Raw genomic sequence first — 18,554 nt, forward strand, 5'->3', positions numbered from 1 at the left:
TATGCGAAGCAGTTCTCAAGGCACGCTGCGCATTTATGCGCTGCTGATTCTGCCGCTGCCGGTGTTGATCCTGGTGGGCTACCTGTTGCCCACGCTCGGGGTCCTGGGCTGGAGCCTCAGCCTGCCGGAACCGGGGTTGCAGAACTACGCGAGCATCGTCGACAGCAGCAACCTGCAGGCGATTATCTGGCGGACCCTGCGGATCTGCCTGCTGACCACGCTGATCAGCGTGGCCCTGGCCTACCTGATCGCGTTCCGCTGGCGCTTCGCCACGGCGCGCGGACGGTTGCTGATCGAGTTGTTCGTGCTGCTGCCGTTCTGGCTGTCGATGCTGATCCGCGCCTTTGCCTGGCTGGTGCTGCTGCGCAACGACGGCCTGGTCAACCAGAGCCTGCTGGCCATCGGCATCGTCGACGAGCCTCTGGCACTGGTGCGCAACGAGATCGGCGCGCTGATCGGCATGGTGCATTTCATGGTGCCGTATGCGGTGCTGCCGCTGCTGTCGTCCATGCGCCAGGTCGATGACAGCCTGCTCAAGGCCTCCAGCAGCCTGGGTGCCGGGCGCTGGTTGACCCTGCGCAATGTGTTCCTGCCGTTGACGATGCCCGGGGTGGCGGCTTCGGCGGCCACGGTGTTCGTGTTCAGCCTCGGCTGCTTCGTGACCCCGGCGCTGCTGGGGGGCGGCAAGGCGGCGATGTTGGCCGAAAGCATCTATATCCAGATGTTCCAGCTCTCCAACTGGGGCCTGGGGGCGGCACTGAGCATTGTGCTGATGTTGATGGTGGCGGTTTGCGCGGTGGTTTTTGGCAAGCTGGTCGGGTTTGGACGTTTTACCGGGAGAACCGCATGAGCCTGCAATCTAGCGTCTCGAGCCGCGCCGCACTGGCGGCGCCCCTGCGGGTTGGCGGTCAGCCGCGCTTCAATGCGCCACGGCTGCTATCGATGCTTGGCCTGCTCTTGGCGGCAGTGTTCCTGCTGCTGCCGGTGCTGGTCATCGTGCCGCTGTCGTTTGGCGACCAGCGCTACCTGGCCTTTCCTGACGGTGCCTGGTCGCTGCGGCATTACGCGGCGCTGCTCGACACCGCCTGGCTGAGTTCGATCCTGCAAAGCCTGGGCCTGGCGGTCGTGGTCGGGGCGCTCAGCACGGTGCTGGCGTTCCTGTTCGCCACCGGTATCTGGCTGGAGCCGCGTCACCGCGTGCTGCTGACCTCGATTGTGCTGTTGCCGATGATCGTGCCGCAGGTGGTCTCGGCCATGTCGATCTACTACCTGGGCGCCCGGGTGCAGATGCTCGATAGCCTGATCGGGGTTGGCTTCGGCCACCTGATGATGGCCTTGCCGTACTCGCTGATCGCCATGCTGGTGGCCTACAGCCGGTTAGACACCAACCTGTACAAGGCCTCGCGTTCCCTGGGGGCGGGCCTGGGCAGCAGCCTGGTCCTGGTGCTGATGCCCAATGTGCGTGGCGGCCTGGCGGGGAGCTTTTTCATGGCCTTCATCATGTCGTGGGAGGAGGTGGTGGTGACCCTGTTTACCAGTGGGCTCCACGTGATCACCTTGCCCAAGCGGATCTGGGACGGCCTGCGCTACAACCTCGACCCGGCGATTGCCGCCGTGTCCACCCTGATGGTCCTGATCACGCTGATCGTCCTGCTCGGCCGGATGTATTGGCATCACCGAAACGCCGCCCCACCGGGTCGCTAGCCGACCCACCCGACAACCTTTTCCTGCGCTGAACCTGTGCACCTTTTCCCTAAGGAGGGACACCCCATGATGACTGCTTTCCCACTGCGCACCTATCGTCAACGCATCGAGGCGGTCAAACGCCGCATGAGCGAGCGTGGCCTCGATGCCCTGGTCGTCAACTACCCGGACAACATCAACTACCTGACCGGCTTCGACAGCCTGGGTTTCCTCTGGTACCAGGCGCTGATCATCTCGCCGAAACTGAAGGATCCGGTGTTCCTGACCCGCACCAGCGAAGAACCGTGCACCTACGAACTGTCGTGCATGGAAGAGGGGATTTTCTACGACATTGCCAAGCAGGACCCCCTGCGCATTGTCGCCGACACCCTGGAAGGCCTGGGGTTGGGCCAGGGCCGTATCGGCCTGGAAATGCAGGCCTCGACCTTCAGCCCGCTGCAATACACCCGTTTGCTGGAACACATGCCGCGCGCACACTTCGAGGATGCTTCGGTGGTCGTAGCCGAAGAGCGCCTGATCAAGACGGCCGAGGAAATCGAGTACCAGCGCAGTGCAGCGCGCATGGCCGACCACGGCATGCGGGCGGCATTCGAGGCATTGCGTCCGGGGATGTCCGAAGTGCAGATCGCCGGGATCGTCGCCAATGCCTTGGGCGAGGCGGGCAGTGAGTACTCGGCGATCAGCCCGATGTGCGCGACCGGCCGGCGCAGCACCATGACCCACGCCATGCCCCATCGCCTGACGATCAGCCCCGGCGATGTGGTGATCCTCGAGCATGCCGGCGTCTGCAACCGCTATCACGCGATCCTGATGCGTACGGCGGTGATCGGCAAACCGACCGCACGGGTCCGCGAAGTCTCGACCTTGCTGACCGAAGCCTTCAATGCCGCCGTCGATATCGCCAAGCCGGGTACGCCGGTGGGCGAGGCCAACCGCGTGTGTAACCAGATCCTGGACCGTATCGACCTGTCGCGTACCCGCGTGCACCGCATCGGCTACAGCCTGGGCCTGGCGTACCCGCCGACCTGGCTGGAAGCGATGATGGTCGACGAGGCTGATGACCATGTGTTCCAGCCGAATATGTCGTTCTCCATCGAACCGAACCTGTCGCTGTACTCCGAGGGTTTCGGGATCAAGCTGGGCGACACCGTCCTGTGCGACAAGGATGGCTCGCGCAGTCTGTCCGAACTGCCGCCCGAGCTGGTGGTGATTGATTGAGGAGCGGGTTATGAATCCATCCATGGATGTGTTCTGGCACGACGACGTGTTGCGCCACGACACCGGCTATGGGGTGTTCGAGGCACCGCCCGACACCTTGCTGGAGCAGCAGACGCAGCACCCGGAAAGCAGCCCGCGTTTGGTCAATATGCGCGCGATCCTGCACAACGGCCCGGTGGCCGGGGCGCTGGCCTGGCATGCCGGGCGCCATGCCAATCGCGGCGAGTTGCTGCGTTTTCATACCCAGGACTACCTGCAGTCCCTGGAAGCGGCAGAGCGTGAAGGTCGGCGGTTCAGCAGCACCACGTTGATGCAACCCGGCAGCCTGGCCGGCTTGCTGGCAGCGGCGGGGACCAGCATTGCGGCCCTCGACAGCACGCTGGCCAGCCAGCGCCCGGCCATGGCCCTGGTGCGCCCGCCCGGGCACCATGCCGCGCCCGCGATGGCCGACGGTTACTGCTTTTTCAACAACGTCGCGCTGGCGGCGCAAGCCGCGCGGGCGGCCGGGCTTGAGCGAGTGGCGATCATCGACTGGGATGTGCATCACGGCAATGGCACGCAGGAGGGTTTCTATGGTGATCCGAGCGTGCTGACCGTATCGCTGCACATGGATCACGGCGCCTGGGGGCCCAGCCATCCGCAGACCGGGGGAGTCGATGAGCGTGGCGTGGCGGCGGGTGAGGGCAGCAACCTCAATCTGCCGCTGCCCATGGGCTCGGATGACCGCACCTATGCCCTGGCGTTCGAACGGTTTGTCGAGCCGGCTTTGCGCGCTTTCCAGCCGCAACTGCTGATTATCGCCAATGGCCTGGACGCCTCGCAGTTCGACCCCAATGGCCGGCAGTTGCTGACCATGGCCGGCTTCAATCACCTGGCCCGCCAGGCTCGGCGTCTGGCCGACGAGCTCTGCGCAGGGCGTTTGCTGGTGGTCCAGGAAGGTGGCTACAACCCGGCCTACAGCGCGTATTGCCTGCATGCTGCAACCGAGGGGTTTATAGGGCGGCCATCGAGTCTGGCTGATCCGCTGGCCTACATGCCGGCGTGCGAAGCGCGCAGCCAGGCCGATATCGCCGCCTTGGCGGCTGCGCTGGCGCAGGTCGGTTGGCACTTTTCGGCGTAAGCCGCCAACCGTCAGCTCACGCTGTGTAGAAAGGCTGAGCCCTGGGGCTTTTTGTCGGCACCGTCTGAGGGCGGAGCCGACAAAAAGTCATTTATCACCGGAGGAGGTTCTTGCCGTGCGCGTCTGCTTGGCACTGGGCTTGGCAGGCGCCCATCATCGAGACATCGCCAGCGGCATCCCGCTCGGGGATAATGCCGGCCAATTTTGTTAAAAGGCCGGGTGAACGATGTTTGAAATCAAACCGATGGACCCACTGGTCTATCGCAGCGAAACACGCCGCAGCACGTTGATCGTCACGGTGATCTTTATCGCCTTGGCCATGTTGCTGTCGGGCCTGGCGGTAATGCTGTTCGGTGAGCCCGGCGGCGATAATTTCCGTTTTAACCTGGGTGGCGTCATCGCGGCCGTGCTGGTGATGGCCGCGCTGGTGCGCCTGCGGTTCTGGTCGCAGCCGTGGATGGCTGCTTCGGCCTATGGCTGGCAGCTCAAGCGCAACCTGATGCGCATCACCAATATCATGCAACACGTCACCGCCGGGGTGCAGGCGGGGGATCCAACGGCTATGAAGCTGTTGCGCTTCTACCACCTGGGCCTGACCCAGATGCACCAGCTGGACGCCAATTCCAGTGCGCTGAGCCAAATGGTTCGCGAGATCGACGAACACCGCGAGCGCATGGAAAGCCTGGGCCTGGATACCGATCAAAAGCGCCTTGATCCAGCCTGGCTGGTTTCGGTTAAGGAGGCGGCGAAAACCCGCTGACCCCGACAACGCGCCAGGCCGCAATATTTTTGCGCTAAGGCGCCAGCGATTTGTCCGTTGACAGCCCAGGGGCCGAGCCGGTAGTTTCTATGCCCATGAGCCCAGCCTACCTGTCACTGCCAAGCATTATTATTACCGTCATTCCGGCAATGGCGGGCTAGCTCATGGCTTAACCCCAAACCCGCCCTAGAGGCGGGTTTTTACTTTCTGTCTCCTGGGCCTCGATCAAGACCAGGAGTTTTCATGTCCACACCGTCTCCCGCCACCGGCCCTTGCCCTGACCTGTTGCAGGACTACGCGCGGCGCATTCTGCGTAGCTCGGTCTATGCCGTGGCCATCCAGACCCCCTTGCAGCCCGCCCGCGCCTTGTCTGCACGCCTGGGCAATCAGGTCCTGCTCAAGCGTGAAGACCTGCAGCCGGTGCATTCTTTCAAGATCCGCGGCGCCTACAACAAGGTTTCCCAGATCAGCGCCGAACAGAAGGCCCGGGGCGTGATCTCCGCCTCGGCCGGCAACCATGCCCAGGGCCTGGCCCTGGCCGCGCAGTACCTGGGCGTCGCCGCAACCATCGTGATGCCCCGCACGGCACCGGAACTGAAGATCCTCGGCGTCCAAGCCTACGGCGGCACGGTGTTGCTGCATGGCGACAGCTTTCCCGAAGCCTTGGCCTATGCCCTGGAACTGGCTCGGGAGCAGCAACTGGCTTTTATCGCGCCTTATGACGACCCCGATGTCATCGCCGGCCAGGCCACGGTTGCCGTGGAAATCCTCAACCAGCAGAGCGGGCCGCTGGACGCGATCTTCGTGCCCGTGGGCGGTGGCAGCCTGATCGCCGGCGTGGCGGCCTATGTCAAATACCTGCGTCCGGAAATCAAGGTCATCGGCGTCGAGCCGGCCGACTCCAATTGCCTGCAGGCCGCCCTGGCCGCTGGCGAGCGCGTGGTGTTGCCCCAGGTCGGCTTGTTTGCCGATGGCGTCGCGGTCGCCCAGATTGGCGCGCACAATTTCGAAATCTGTCGCCATTATGTGGACGAAGTCATCACGGTCAGCACCGACGAAATCTGCGATGCGATCAAGGACATCTACGACGACACCCGCTCCATCACCGAGCCAGCCGGGGCCCTGGCCGTGGCCGGGATCAAGCGGTATGTCGCCCAGCACCAATGGCAGGGTAAAACCCTGGTGGCGATCGACTCCGGGGCCAATATCAACTTTGATCGCCTGCGCCATGTGGCCGAACGGGCCGACCTGGGCAGTGGCCGCGAGGCGTTGCTGGCGGTGACCCTGGACGAGCAGCCGGGAGCCTTGCGCGCCTTCTGCCTGGCCCTGGGCAAACGCCCGATCAGTGAATTCAATTACCGCCAGAGCCACGGCCCGGCGCGGGTGTTTGTCGGGGTCCAGACCCATCCGCAGAATGATCCGGCGGCCCGCGTGCTCAGCGACCTGCGTGGCCAGGGTTACGAAGTGCTGGACTTGAGTGACAACGAGCTGGCCAAGCTGCATGTGCGGCATACCGTGGGCGGCCTGGCGCTGGAACGGGGCAATGAACTGGTGTTTCGCTTCGAGTTTCCGGAGCGTCCAGGGGCCTTGCTGCAGTTTTTGCAGCGCCTGGGCAGCCGCTGGAATATCAGCCTGTTTCACTACCGCAACCATGGTGCAGCCCATGGCCGGGTCCTGGCGGCGTTGCAGGTGCCGGACGACGAACGGGCCCTGGTGTTGCCGGCTTTGGATGCTTTGGGCTTTGCCTATTCGGACGAAAGCGATAACCCGGCCTACCAGCTGTTTCTCGGTTGAGTGCTGCCCTGCGCAAGATCATTCAAGACAGGTGAGCGGCTGGCTGGCACAGTCAGCAACCTTTCTTCTGTTTGTTGTCGAGCGTATGGAAAACCATGACCTGCCGCGCCGCGCCTTTTTGCGCGGCGCCATCGCCATTATCCCGCTGTCGCTGGCTACCGCGCCCTGGGGCCTGTTGGCCGGGTCCATGGCCATCGAAGCTGGGCTGACGCCTTTGCAGGGCCAGGGGCTGTCGGGCATTGCCTTTGCCGGCGCCGCGCAGTTAGTCGCCATTGGCATGCTCAAGGGCGGGGCGGGGATCTTCTCGATCCTGCTGACCACCTTGCTGCTGACTTCCCAGCATCTGCTGTACGGCATGAGCCTGCGCTCGGTGATTTCGCCGTTACCGGGGCGTTGGCGTGCAGGCCTGGGGTTCTTGCTGACCGATGAACTGTTCGCCCTGGTCAGCCAGCATGACCGCCAGCAGTTCAATCGCTGGTATGCCCTCGGCGTTGGGCTGACGTTCTACCTGGCCTGGAACCTGTTCACCCTGGCCGGCATTGTGCTGGGGCGCAGCATCCCCGGGCTTGAACATATGGGCCTGGATTTCTCCATCGCCGCGACCTTTATCGCGCTGATCACCCCCCTGGTGCGCAATGTGCCGACGGTGGTCTGCGTCGCGGTCTCGCTGTTTTGCTCGGTGCTGTTCAGCTATTGGCACTGGGGCTCGGCATTGGTGCTGGCGGGGCTGACCGGGATGGCCGCGGGCTTTATCTGCAATAAGTTCACGGGGGAGCGGGCATGATGGTCTGGGCAGTGATTTTCGGGATGGGCCTGCTGATTTTCCTTAATCGCTATGTGTTTCTCGAACCCCGTTTGCCCGTGCGCTTGAGCAGCAACGCCCGGCAATTTCTCGGTTTTGCCGTGCCCGGTATGTTGACGGCGATTTGCGGCCCGATCATTTTCTTTCCCGAGCAGCAGTTGAACCTGGACTACGCCAACCCTTACCTGCTCAGCTCCCTGGTCGCCATCGGCCTGGTGCTCTCCACCCGCAACACCTTGCTCAGCATGCTGTTGAGCATGGTGGTCTTCTACCTGTTGCGCTGGTGGTTGTAGCCAGCCTGTAAGTCGCGGTAAACCGGTTGCGGGAGGACGGCAGTACAAGCTGTAATGGCGCTCGACATGGACGCAGGAAACGGCAAGGACGGGCTGAATCAATGATCAAGGTGAACAAAGGTGCGACGCCCGCGATCCTGGCCACACAAGGGGCTGCGTTCCAGGACAATGCGGTGCTGTACGCCAACGGTGCGTTGTATGACGCGGCTTACCAGGCGAACTTTGAGAAGTTTGGCAAGTTCGACAGCACGGGCCTTCATTTCCAGGGTTTTAGCAGCGCGTTGTTCTCGGAGTACGACTTTTACAAGCACGTCACGGTCAAGCAACAACTGATTACCGAACAGTTTGGCAAGTGCGTGTTCTGCGAGATGTTCATCATGCACGGCGATGCCGGAGACGTAGAACATTTCAAACCCAAGTCACAGGTTTCCATTCACGACTACGACGTGCCGAGTGAACGCACGACAGTCGATGATCACCCCGGATACTTCTGGTGCTCGCAGACCTGGGGAAACCTGTTTCTGTCCTGCCGACAATGCAACGGTGCCTACAAGGGCACCCTGTTCGAGGTGCTGCCCCCGGGTGTCCGCGACCAGCCGGGCGGTGCCGCCACTGAGCAGCCGGGGTTGCTGTATCCGTGCGATGCGGATCTGGACCCTCGGGAGGTACTGCGTTTCGACCCCGCGACCGCCCGGGCGTATGCCATCGAAGGCGGCGCCGGCAATGCGCAGACCAATAAGGCTCGTGCCCACTATACGATCAAGGTGGCGGGGCTGAACCGACCCCGCTTGCTGCAAGCGCGTGCTGCACACTTGGTGAAGTTGCGCAGCCTGTTTGTGCTTGCTGCCAACTCGGGCGGCGCACAGAAGCGTGATGACGCGCGGATGGATGAGGACAACGCGGGAGTGGACGATGGCGAGCCGGATATCCTCGCCTTTGAATACACGCCGGCCGAGGGCGCTGGAGCGGATGCCGTGCTGGCGTTGCGGCAGGCCATTGAGGCGTCCGCCGAGTTCTCGGGGTTGGCCAGGGATGCCATCACGCAATGGAACCGGGAGTTGAAGTTGGAGTCGCGAGCGGTGCAGGTATCGCTGCACGAGACCAATACCGTAAGAATGAACACGGTGCTCTTGCGCCTGAATATTCAGAATGAGCTACACGCCTCGTTGCTCAGCGCCCATGCGGTCGCTTCTGAGATTGAGGCCTCGCCCGATACGCGCGCACTCGACGAGCGCTACAACACGATCTTGCAGCAGTACAAACTCAGGGTCGGTTTGATGTACGCGGATCGGACGAACATAGCGGCCGCTCAGCAGGCTATGGCCCAGATCAACAACGAACTTGAGCCCTTGAGGCAATCGTTGGCGCCACTGGAAGCGCAACGTGACGACCTGCTTTTAAGCGCAGAGCAACATAATGCGTACTTGGACTACCACCGTTATTCGCAGTCCGGTTTCTCGAATGACTTATGGCAAGGCTACACAGTCATCCAAGCCGGGACACTTAGGCGAATTCACGAGATGCCCCCTGCTGACCGTGCGCCGCTGATTGCTAAAGCACGCCAGTGGAGTGCAGGCGCGAAGGCGCAGGACGATGTAACACTCAAAGGCCTGGAAGAGCGAATTTCACCGATCAATCAGCAGTTCAGTGCAAAACTCTCGGCAAGGGAGGCTGCGGGCGAGCTTATTGATGCGCATGACGACGACCTGGCAGGCCTGCTTTGGGACCTTGGCGCAGTGCTGGGTTCCTACCAGCGGGTGGGCGCCAGTGCGAGTCAGCGTCAGGCGCGTAGTCATGCGCTGGAGAGGGCGATGAACCAGTTCAGGTCTTGGCTGGAGGATGTCCATACCGGCTTGGATCCTGTTTCTGTTCCAGGTGTAAAGCCCTTCACCATTGACGATCATTTCAACGGCCAGAAATGGCCTGCGAAAATCTCCCTCTAAGGCCGCGCTCATGGATGACCAGTGGATTACCGTCAAACAGGGCGAGTGTGTTGAAAGCCTGGCCTATCAGGCCGGGCATGTACTGGGCACGGTCTGGGACCATCCGCAGAACGCGGCGTTGAAAACGTTACGCAAGAATCCTCATACGCTGCTGCCAGGCGACACGCTGTTCGTACCGGCAATTCGACCAAAAACCCAGGCGTGCGCCACCGACAACGTGCACCGTTTTCGGCGCAAGGAAGTGCCGGCACGTGTAGTCATTGTTCTGGCGAATGCCCGAGAGCTGGCAAATCTGCCATTTGAGTTGCGTCTGGGTACGGCCACGATCAAAGGGATAGTCGACGCAGACGGCACATTGAGCGTGCCGGTGATGCCCGATGTGCCGGGCGGCGAACTGCTCGTCGATCCTGAAGGCCGGAACCTGCGGTTTGCACTGGGCATGCGTCAGTTGGACCCGATCAGCGAGACGTCGGGTATCCAGGGGCGTTTACAGAACCTGGGCTTCTACACGGGGCCGCAAGACGGCCTATACACCCAAGCGCTGGCCTTCAGCATCCAGCGTTTCCAGCAGAGCCTGGGCCTGGCACCTTCGGGGGCGCTGGACGATGCCTTGCGTGACGCGCTCCTCAACGCCCATGGTGGATAGCGTGCAACGCCAGGCGCAACACCGATCACGTATTGATCCGTCTGTGGGTTGGGGGGCATAAACCGATGCGCTGGTGTTTTTTTGACGGGCAGGATCGTATTGAGATTTGTGACAGCCCCTCGCTCGATTGTCAGTCGCCAGCCGACCCGCCGGCCGAAAGAGTCGAGTTGCATGAGGCATGGCAAGCCCAGCGGTTTGTTCGTCGGCACTTTCGTGACGCAGGCAACCTGCACCGCGTTCGCGGGCTAATAAGCGCCCACTGGCCGCTTGTGCATCGGCTGGACGAGGAGGCAATGCTGCGGCTCCTGGCCAAGCGCTTTCAGCGCGCGGAGCTCTATGCGTTTGTGTCTAGACCTCCTCCAGGACCCATTCCTCTGTGTCCGGTTGAGGCTGTTCCGTTGCCATTGCCCACTGCCATAGGTGCGCCCCGGGTGCAAAATCGCCCGGTGAGCCCGGTGAGCCCGGTGAGTCCAGTTGAGGCTCGGTACTGGATCGAGATAGAGCTGGTCGGTGAGGATGGCAAACCGATTGCCGGTGAGGCTTACACGCTGAAGACGATGGACGGCGAACTGATCCAAGGGCAGCTCGACACGTCTGGCCGGGCAAGGGTTGAGACGTTAACGGCGGCGGGTGACTGCCAGGTTTCGTTTCCAGCACTGGATGGTGCCGCGTGGGAGTTTGTGCAGTCGCAGCCAGGGCCGGCATGAGCATTTTGCGTACGCCAAGCGCCCCGGGCGTGTGACAGCTGCAGCGGGTTAAACCGGCAGGGCGCCAGCCAGGTACAGCGCCAGGGCCAGGGCGATGCCGATAAAGGGAATACGGAACCAGTAGCGCCGAGCCAGGATCAGCAAGCTGGCAAGGAACAGCCCGCCCAGGCTCAGGAGATAGGGGTCGCTGAGCAGCAGTGCGGCATGGGCGATGGCGAGGTAGCCGTAGACCAGGCCGAACAGCATGGCGCCCAGGCTATGGCTGGCATTGAAGCCAACCCAGGCGCGCCACATGCTGGTCTGCCCGCTGATCACTGGAGCGACCTCGCGCATGCGTTGCGCCAGCGCGGCATCACGGGGCAGGAATTTATGGGTGGCAAAGGTGTAGACAAGGTGCAGGGTGCCGAGCAGGAAAACGATCGCGGCACTGGCGCAAAGCAGAATCTGGGCTGACACGGGCGTTCCTTTCACAGGTCGGGAGGCGGGGGCGCCGGCGGTAGTCTAGCGCTTTTACCCTGCGTCACCCTCAGCTTTGTTCGACCGCGCAGGGGAGAGCCCACGCGGCCGGGCACAGGGCTGACTCAGTGTACGATCTGGGCCAGGAAAGACTTGGCCCGCGGGCTTTTCGGTGCCCCGAAAAACTCTTCAGGCGGCGCATCCTCGACAATCCGGCCGCCATCGAGAAACAGCACGCGCTCGGCGACCTGGCGGGCAAAGCCCATTTCATGGGTCACACAGAGCATGGTCATGCCGCTGCCGGCCAGGTTGACCATCACGTCCAGCACTTCGCTGACCATTTCCGGGTCGAGCGCCGAAGTCGGTTCGTCGAACAGCATGATCTTCGGTTCCATGCACAGCGCGCGGGCAATCGCCACCCGCTGTTGCTGGCCGCCGGAAAGCTGGCTGGGGTACTTGCCCGACTGGCTTTCAATGCCGACCTTGTTGAGGAAATAGCGCGCCAGGTCTTCGGCCTTCTTGCGGCTCAGACCGCGCACCGACATAGGTGCCAGGGTGCAGTTGTCGAGCACGCTCATATGGGGAAACAGGTTGAAGTGCTGGAACACCATGCCGACTTCACTGCGCACTTTGGCCGCTTCGCGGGTGTTTTGCGACAGGTCGGTGCCGTCGACCAGGATGCTGCCCTGTTGGGCGATTTCCAGGCGATTGATGCAGCGGATCAGTGTCGACTTGCCCGAGCCCGAAGGCCCGCACAGGACAATGCGCTGGCCCTCGCGTACTTGCAGGTCGATGTCGTGCAGGACATGGAAAGCGGCATAGAACTTGTTCAGGCCGGCGATATCGACCACCACCTTGCGGGTGTCGGGCTGGGTCAGCGGCGAAGTGTCGCGCAGGGATGCTGGGGTTTGCATGGATCAGTCTCCGCGATCAGTTGAAACGGTCGGCGCTATAAGGCGCTGGATCGGTAAAGGGGGTGGCGCCGGTGAGCATTTCCGCCAGCAGGCGCCCGCACACTGGGCCCAGGGTCAGGCCGTGGTGGGCATGGCCGAAGTTGAACCACAGGCCGGGGTGACGCGGCGCCGGGCCGATCACCGGGCACATGTCCGGTAGGCACGGTCGGCGACCCAGCCAGGGCTCGGCGTCCAGGCGCTTGCCCAGCGGATAGAAGTGGCGGGCCAGTTCTTCGCAGCGGCGCAGCTGAATTTCATTGATCGGGTCGTCGCTGTCGGCGAACTCGATTCCGGTGGTCAGACGAATCCCCCCGACCATCGGCGCCAGGACATAGCCGCCAATCGGATCGAGGATCGGATGGTGCATCGGCGTGCCGGTCGGTGCGGCAAAGTGCATGTGATAGCCACGCTTGAGTGCCAGGGGAATGCGATAGCCCAGCGGTTCGAAAACGCCGCGCGCCTGCGGGCCGAGGGCCACCACCGCTTCACGGGCAATCAGCGGCCCCTGTTCGCTGTCGACCTGCCAACCGTCGGCATGCTGGCGCAGGCTCAGGGCGTCGCCGAGCACAAAGGTGCCGCCGCGCTGCTTGAACAATTCGGCATAGCCACGGGTCAGTCCGCCCGGGTCGCTGACGGTCTTGGGGTCGAGCCAATGCAGGCCGCCGACCACATCGGCGTGCAGGCCGGGTTCGAGGGCGTGGATCTGGTCGCGGTCGAGCACCCGGTAGTTGAGCTGGTACTGGGCCAGGCCGAGGGCGTCCTGCTGGGCCTTGGCAAAGGCCTCGGGGTCGCGAAACGCCTCGACCCAGCCGTCACCCTGGATCAGCCCGGTCATGCCGGCCGGTTCGGCCAACAGGTCATGTTCGCTGACGCAACGTTCGACCAGGGGCAGCATGGCCCGGGTTGCCGCCGCCAGGCCCTTGGGGCTGGAGTGACGCCAGTATTGCAGCAGCCACGGGCCGGCCTTGGGCAGATGGCTGAGGCTGTAGCGCACATCGGACTGCTGGTTGAGGCCGTAGCGCAGCAGGCTACTCAACTGCCGGGGAAAGGAGTAGGGAATAACGCTGGCGCGTTCGATCAGGCCGGCATTGCCGTGGCTGGTGCCATTACCCGGTGGTTGGCGGTCCAGTAGCACGACCTTGCGCCCGCGTGCCTGCAAATGCAGGGCGGTGCTGACGCCGACAATCCCGGCGCCGAGAACGATGGTATCCAATTGCATGGCGGATCCTAGGGTAGCGCGGCACACCTGGGGGCGTGCCGGGGCAAACGGTTCAGTTCAGGTGACGGCCGAGGCGGCCCTCGATCAGTTTCAGGCTGCGGCGCACCACTTCGACGATCAGCAGGTACAGCACGGCGGCCCACAGGTAGATCTGGAAATCGAAGCTGCGCGAGAAGGCCAGCTTGGTCACGCCCATCAAGTCGTAGATGGTCACCAGGGAGGCGATGGCGCTGGCCTTGATCATCAGTATCAGCTCATTGCCCAGCGGCCCGACCGCTACCAGCAGCGACTGCGGCAGGATGACCTTGCGAAAGGTGGTCCAGCGCGACAGGCTCAGGGCGCTCGAGGCTTCACGCTGGCCCTGGGCGATGGCCAGCAGGCTGCTGCGGAAAATCTCGGCCTGGTACGCGGCGGTATTGAGGGTGAAGGCCAGCAACGTGCAGAACCACGCATCGCGAAAGAACCACCAGAGGCCGACGTCCTGCCAGAAGCTTTTGAACGAGCCCAGCCCGTAATAGAGCATGAACAGCTGGGCCAGCAGCGGCGAGCCCCGGAAGAAGTACACGTAGGCGCCGCTGAAATGCCGCAGCACGCGGCTGTTGGACAGGCGCGCCAGGGCCAGCAACATGCCGAGCACGGCCCCGAGGGTGAAGGAAATTGCCACCAATTTGCCGGTGACCAGCAACCCGTCGATAAAACGCGGGCCATAGCGCTCCAGCAACTCGGGGCTGAGGAACAGTTCCTGCAATTCGGCCAGGCTCATGGGCGCACGCTCCGTTGATGGCGGCTGAAGTACTGTTCGAGGTAGTGGAACAGGCGCCCCGAGATGGCCGAAAAGAACAAGTAGCCGAAGCACGCCACGCTATAGAACAGCATCGGTTCCTTGGTCACGCTCACCGCCAGGTTGGTCTGGCGCATCAGGTCGACCAGGGAGATGGTCGAGACCAGCGAGGTGTCCTTGAGCAGCGACAGCCAGTTGTTCGACAGGCCTGGCAAGGCGATACGCAGCAACTGGGGGAACACCACTTTGCGAAAAGCGGTGGGTTTGGACAGGCTCAGCGCCGAGGCCGCTTCGTACTGGCCCTTGGGCAGGGTCTTGAATGCCGCCAGCCAGATCTGGCTGGAGAAGGCGGCAAAGACCAGGCTGAACGCGGCCATGGCGGCGACAAAGGTATTGATCGCCACTTCGCCCTGGTAGCCGAGGGCCGCAAGAATTTTCTGCGCGGCGATCTGGCAGCCGTAGTAAATGATCAGCAGGGTCAGCAGCTCGGGCAGGCCACGAAATACCGTGGAAAACACCGTGGCCAAGGCCCGCAGCCAGCGCTTCTTGGACCGTGAGGCCAGCGCGACGGCCAGGCCCAGGGGCAGGCCGATCGGCAGGCAGCTCAGGGCCAGGGCAATGGTGACCAGCGCGCCGGCGAGCAGTGCCGAGCCCCAGCCGCCGCTGGCGAAAGATAACAGGGAGAGATGATCGAACATGACCGAACCCTTTGGTGAAATAAAGCCCGCACGTCGCCGTCACGCTCCCGGAGAGCGTGGCGTGGCGTGTCTGCTGGGAGAGCCCCCGGCGCTAGCCGGGGACCGGGGGGATCAATAAATATCGAAGGCGAAGTAACGGCGGGAGATCTTCTGGTAAGTGCCGTCGGCGACGATGGCATCCAGGGCCTGGTTCAGGCGCTCACGCAGGGCGTTGTCTTCCTTGCGCACGGCAATCGAGGCATCGGCGGTGGTGCCGTCGATATCGCCGAGTATCTTGCAGCAGTCCTTGCCGGCGGTGTCCAGCCAACCCAGCAGCGGGAACTTGTCGGCCACCACCACATCGACGCGACCGGCGGCGAGGTCACCGTTGGCTTCATCCAGCGTTGGGTAGAACTTCACGTCGGCACCGGCCGGCGCGTAGTGGTCTTCGGCATAGATGGCCTGGGTCGAAGAGGCCTGGGCGCCGACGGTCAGGCCCTTGAACTTGCTCTGGGCATCGGTGATCGGCGAGTCCTTGGCCACGGCAACCGACAGCGGCGTGCGGTAGTAGTGGTTGGTGAAGGCGATCTTTTTCTTGCGTTCGTCGGTGGCGATCATCGACGCGACCACGGCGTCGAATTTCTTCGCCATCAGTGCGGGAATAATGCCTTCCCAGTCCTGGGCGACGATCTGGCATTCGACCTTCATCTGCACGCACAGGGCATTGGCGATATCGATATCGAAGCCGTGGAGCTTGTTGTCCGAATCAACATAGTTGAAGGGAGGGTAAGCGCCCTCGGTGGCGATTTTCAGGACTTCGGCCTGGGCTGCGCTGGCCCCGGCGAGAACCATTGCACATGCACTTGCAAAGCGAACGACGTTTTTCATTCAGCACCTCGAATTATTGTTTGGGAGCGGGTGAGGATGTGTAGCCAACGAACTCGTTGTGTAGCGCGGCAGTTGCTTCAAGACGTTTTTCGACATCGGGACCCAGTTGTTTACACACCTCATTGACCAGCAGGTGCACCAGCGACAGCATGGCCGCTGTGGATTCCCAGAACAGATTGAACTCGGTGGGCACGCGGAACACTTCGTCGGCGTTCTGTTCGGCCCAGTCGTTGAACACGTCGGTGACCAGGGTCACCGGGATACCGGCTTCGCGTGCCTTGCGGCATAGCAGCAGGGCATGGCGCGAATAGCGGCGTGCTTCGAAGACCACCAGGGCGCAGTCGGCGGGCACCGCCAGCAGGACATCGGCATAGTGCCCGGCGGCGCCATCGACCCATTGCACGCCATCGCGCAGGTATTGCAGCAGATGGGCCATGGAGGCGGCGATGCCGCGCTCGGTCTGGAAGCCGGCGATAAACACTCTGGGGCGCGTTGCCAGGCGCTGGCTGACCACTTGCCAGGCTGGGGTCAGGCTGTATTCGTAGACTTTGACCAGGGCACCGACCTCCAGCTCGAAGCTGCGCGGCAATCCTTGGGGGGCGTGACTGGCCTGTTGGCGGAACTCTTGCAGGCGGTCGCCAACCAGCCACGGACCATCACCGAGATCGACCTTGAGGTCGTTCTTCAGGTCCTTGAAGTGGCTGTAGCCGATGGAGCGGCAGAAGCGCCCGACGGTGGACTCGCTGACCCCCAGTTTGCCGGCGATATCGGCGGCGGTCTGGAATGGCAATTCATAGAGATTGGCCAGCATGTACTGGGCGATCGTCCGGCCCGAGGCGGAGGCGGTCGACAGACTGCTTTCAAGGCGTTGTTTGATCGGCTGGCTCAAGGCTGTTGTTCCTGTTGTTATTCAGCGCTTGGCGAGAAGGTGAATGTTTTCTGTCATCAAGTCAATATTTGACAGATAACTTGCATGGCGGGATAGTCGAATCTGTCGCTTTTCACTAATAACAATTCCACGGAGCCCCAGAATGCCCGCGAGCACGCCGACCCAATACCTGACCCTGGCCGAGCTGAGCCAGCTGTTGCAACAGATCTTCCAGCGTCACGGCACCAGCGAAACGGTCGCCCGGGTACTGGCCGACAACTGCGCCAGGGCCGAACGCGACGGTTCCCACAGCCACGGCGTGTTTCGCATCGCCGGCTACCTGTCATCCCTGGCCAGTGGCTGGGTCGATGGCCAGGCAGTCCCGGTGGTCGAGGATGTGGCGTCGGGCTTTGTCCGGGTCGATGCCGCGGGCGGGTTTGCCCAGCCGGCCCTGGCTGCCGCCCGGCCCTTGTTGCTGGAAAAGGCCCGCAGCGCCGGTATCGCGGTGCTGGCGATCCGCAATTCCCATCACTTCGCGGCGTTGTGGCCGGATGTCGAGCCTTTTGCCAATGAAGGTCTGATCGCCCTGAGCGTGGTCAACAGCATGACCTGCGTGGTGCCCCATGGCGCCCAGCGCCCGTTGTTCGGCACCAACCCGATTGCCTTTGCCGCACCGCGTGCCGGGGGCGAGCCCATTGTCTTTGACCTGGCCACCAGCGCTATTGCCCATGGCGACGTGCAGATTGCCGCGCGCAAGGGCGAGTCGTTGCCGGCGGGCATGGGCGTGGATCGCGCCGGCCAGCCGACCACCGACCCCAAGGCGATTCTCGATGGCGGCGCCTTGCTGCCGTTTGGCGGGCACAAGGGCTCGGCGCTGTCGATGATGGTCGAGCTGCTGGCGGCGGGCCTGACGGGCGGTAACTTCTCCTTTGGTTTCGACTGGTCGCAACACCCCGGCGCGCAGACCCCCTGGACCGGGCAGTTGTTGATCGTGATTGATCCGGCCAAGTCGGCCGGCAATGATTTTGCGCGTCGCAGTGAAGAGCTGGTGCGCCAGATGCACGATGTCGGGCTGGAGCGTCTGCCCGGCGACCGCCGTTACCGCACCCGTGAAGCCTCCCACAGCACCGGTATTCCCCTGGCCGCGAGCGAAGTGGAGCGGTTGCGCGAGTTGGCGGGTTAAGCGCCCGGGCTGATCGCGGGTATTGCCTATTCGTATTGCCTGGAGCCGGTGCTAAAGTCGGCTCTTTTTTGCAGGGAATCGAAGGGCATGCGTGGAGTCGTTGCAGTAGTAGCACTGGTTGCCCTGGCGGGTTGTGCCGGGCAGGCGTTGAATCAGGCGCGCGCCGTGGGGCCGACCAAGACCTTTGTCTCGGCCAAGGCCGAGCAGGTGGTTGCGCAGTGCATCCAGTTTTCCTGGCAGGATGAGGCCGTGTTCGATGTCGATGCCGCGGCCTACCTGGAGTCCTCAAGCGCAATAAAGGGCACCACGGTGTTGACCCGTGGCGCGGATTACTTCGTCGATATCCGCAGCGAAGGCGGGGCGACGGCGGTCAGCTACTACGTGGCCAAGAGCGACAAGACCGCGCCCCGGCGCCTGGCGGCGGTAGCGACCTGCCTGTAGGTGCCAACAGAACAGCCCCTATCGCCATGGTGGGGGCGCGTTCTACCTGTGGCCGGCTGCGGCGCGTTGCTTGCCGCAGCGGCTACGGTGTTTGCTCCGTC

The 18,554-nt window shown here is 63.0% G+C and carries 20 protein-coding genes; 13 read left to right on the forward strand and 7 right to left on the reverse strand.

Going from position 1 to position 18,554, the window contains the following annotated elements; genetic code table 11:
• The first annotated feature begins 1 nt into the window (after nucleotide 1).
• From NPS46_RS18130 to NPS46_RS18180, 11 genes are all read left to right on the forward strand, one after another.
• Nucleotides 2-850: an ABC transporter permease gene (locus NPS46_RS18130; RefSeq protein WP_274109525.1), complete on the forward strand. Its 849-nt coding sequence runs from the start codon at nucleotides 2-4 to the stop codon at nucleotides 848-850.
• Nucleotides 847-1,704: an ABC transporter permease gene (locus tag NPS46_RS18135; RefSeq protein ID WP_274109526.1), complete on the forward strand. Its 858-nt coding sequence runs from the start codon at nucleotides 847-849 to the stop codon at nucleotides 1,702-1,704. Before NPS46_RS18130 ends, NPS46_RS18135 begins: the two co-directional genes overlap by 4 nt.
• Before the next feature lie 66 nt (nucleotides 1,705-1,770).
• Nucleotides 1,771-2,922, forward strand: coding sequence for a M24 family metallopeptidase (locus NPS46_RS18140; protein WP_274109527.1), 1,152 nt, complete (start codon nucleotides 1,771-1,773; stop codon nucleotides 2,920-2,922).
• Between the two features lie 10 nt (nucleotides 2,923-2,932).
• Nucleotides 2,933-4,042 carry a hypothetical protein gene (locus NPS46_RS18145; protein WP_274109528.1) on the forward strand — a complete coding sequence of 370 codons (1,110 nt, stop codon included), beginning with the start codon at nucleotides 2,933-2,935 and terminating at the stop codon, nucleotides 4,040-4,042.
• 226 nt (nucleotides 4,043-4,268) lie between these two features.
• Nucleotides 4,269-4,802, forward strand: a complete 534-nt coding sequence (locus tag NPS46_RS18150; protein ID WP_274109529.1) for a DUF3087 domain-containing protein — start codon at nucleotides 4,269-4,271, stop codon at nucleotides 4,800-4,802.
• A 243-nt stretch (nucleotides 4,803-5,045) separates the two neighbouring features.
• Nucleotides 5,046-6,596: a threonine ammonia-lyase, biosynthetic gene (gene ilvA, locus NPS46_RS18155; protein WP_274109530.1), complete on the forward strand. Its 1,551-nt coding sequence runs from the start codon at nucleotides 5,046-5,048 to the stop codon at nucleotides 6,594-6,596.
• Nucleotides 6,597-6,681: 85 nt separating this feature from the next.
• Entirely contained in the window at nucleotides 6,682-7,380 is a 699-nt protein-coding gene (locus NPS46_RS18160; protein WP_274109531.1) for an AzlC family ABC transporter permease, read from the forward strand.
• On the forward strand, nucleotides 7,377-7,691 hold the full coding sequence (locus NPS46_RS18165; RefSeq protein WP_274109532.1) for an AzlD domain-containing protein: 315 nt from the start codon (nucleotides 7,377-7,379) through the stop codon (nucleotides 7,689-7,691). Before NPS46_RS18160 ends, NPS46_RS18165 begins: the two co-directional genes overlap by 4 nt.
• Nucleotides 7,692-7,792: 101 nt before the next feature.
• Entirely contained in the window at nucleotides 7,793-9,634 is a 1,842-nt protein-coding gene (locus NPS46_RS18170) for a hypothetical protein (RefSeq protein WP_274109534.1), read from the forward strand.
• Between the two features lie 10 nt (nucleotides 9,635-9,644).
• A complete protein-coding gene (locus NPS46_RS18175) occupies nucleotides 9,645-10,280 on the forward strand; it encodes a peptidoglycan-binding domain-containing protein (RefSeq protein ID WP_274109536.1) in 636 nt (211 codons plus the stop codon).
• A gap of 32 nt (nucleotides 10,281-10,312) precedes the next feature.
• On the forward strand, nucleotides 10,313-10,987 hold the full coding sequence (locus NPS46_RS18180) for a hypothetical protein (protein WP_274109538.1): 675 nt from the start codon (nucleotides 10,313-10,315) through the stop codon (nucleotides 10,985-10,987).
• 48 nt (nucleotides 10,988-11,035) lie between these two features.
• Here the strand turns inward: NPS46_RS18180 and NPS46_RS18185 are convergent, their stop codons facing one another.
• From NPS46_RS18185 to NPS46_RS18215, 7 genes are all read right to left on the reverse strand, one after another.
• Nucleotides 11,036-11,443, reverse strand: coding sequence for an LIC_13387 family protein (locus NPS46_RS18185; protein WP_274109540.1), 408 nt, complete (start codon nucleotides 11,441-11,443; stop codon nucleotides 11,036-11,038).
• 125 nt (nucleotides 11,444-11,568) lie between these two features.
• Nucleotides 11,569-12,357 (reverse strand): amino acid ABC transporter ATP-binding protein, encoded by a 789-nt coding sequence (locus tag NPS46_RS18190; RefSeq protein ID WP_274109542.1) that lies wholly within the window; start codon nucleotides 12,355-12,357, stop codon nucleotides 11,569-11,571.
• Nucleotides 12,358-12,373: 16 nt separating this feature from the next.
• On the reverse strand, nucleotides 12,374-13,615 hold the full coding sequence (locus NPS46_RS18195; RefSeq protein ID WP_274109544.1) for an NAD(P)/FAD-dependent oxidoreductase: 1,242 nt from the start codon (nucleotides 13,613-13,615) through the stop codon (nucleotides 12,374-12,376).
• A gap of 52 nt (nucleotides 13,616-13,667) precedes the next feature.
• Nucleotides 13,668-14,378: an ABC transporter permease gene (locus tag NPS46_RS18200; RefSeq protein ID WP_274109546.1), complete on the reverse strand. Its 711-nt coding sequence runs from the start codon at nucleotides 14,376-14,378 to the stop codon at nucleotides 13,668-13,670.
• On the reverse strand, nucleotides 14,375-15,094 hold the full coding sequence (locus NPS46_RS18205) for an ABC transporter permease (protein WP_274109547.1): 720 nt from the start codon (nucleotides 15,092-15,094) through the stop codon (nucleotides 14,375-14,377). Before NPS46_RS18205 ends, NPS46_RS18200 begins: the two co-directional genes overlap by 4 nt.
• Before the next feature lie 111 nt (nucleotides 15,095-15,205).
• The gene (locus tag NPS46_RS18210; protein WP_274109548.1) at nucleotides 15,206-15,961 is read right to left on the reverse strand and encodes a transporter substrate-binding domain-containing protein; all 756 of its coding nucleotides are present in this window, start codon (nucleotides 15,959-15,961) and stop codon (nucleotides 15,206-15,208) included.
• A 13-nt stretch (nucleotides 15,962-15,974) separates the two neighbouring features.
• Nucleotides 15,975-16,850, reverse strand: coding sequence for a MurR/RpiR family transcriptional regulator (locus NPS46_RS18215; protein ID WP_274109550.1), 876 nt, complete (start codon nucleotides 16,848-16,850; stop codon nucleotides 15,975-15,977).
• 142 nt (nucleotides 16,851-16,992) lie between these two features.
• On the opposite strand from NPS46_RS18215, the gene NPS46_RS18220 reads away from it, so the two are divergent.
• Nucleotides 16,993-18,012, forward strand: coding sequence for an Ldh family oxidoreductase (locus NPS46_RS18220; protein ID WP_274109552.1), 1,020 nt, complete (start codon nucleotides 16,993-16,995; stop codon nucleotides 18,010-18,012).
• Between the two features lie 87 nt (nucleotides 18,013-18,099).
• A complete protein-coding gene (locus tag NPS46_RS18225; protein WP_274109554.1) occupies nucleotides 18,100-18,453 on the forward strand; it encodes a hypothetical protein in 354 nt (117 codons plus the stop codon).
• Nucleotides 18,454-18,554 lie beyond the last annotated feature (101 nt).

It is taken from the genome of Pseudomonas putida (assembly GCF_028682395.1).
In the GTDB taxonomy this organism is placed as follows: domain Bacteria; phylum Pseudomonadota; class Gammaproteobacteria; order Pseudomonadales; family Pseudomonadaceae; genus Aquipseudomonas; species Aquipseudomonas putida_AB.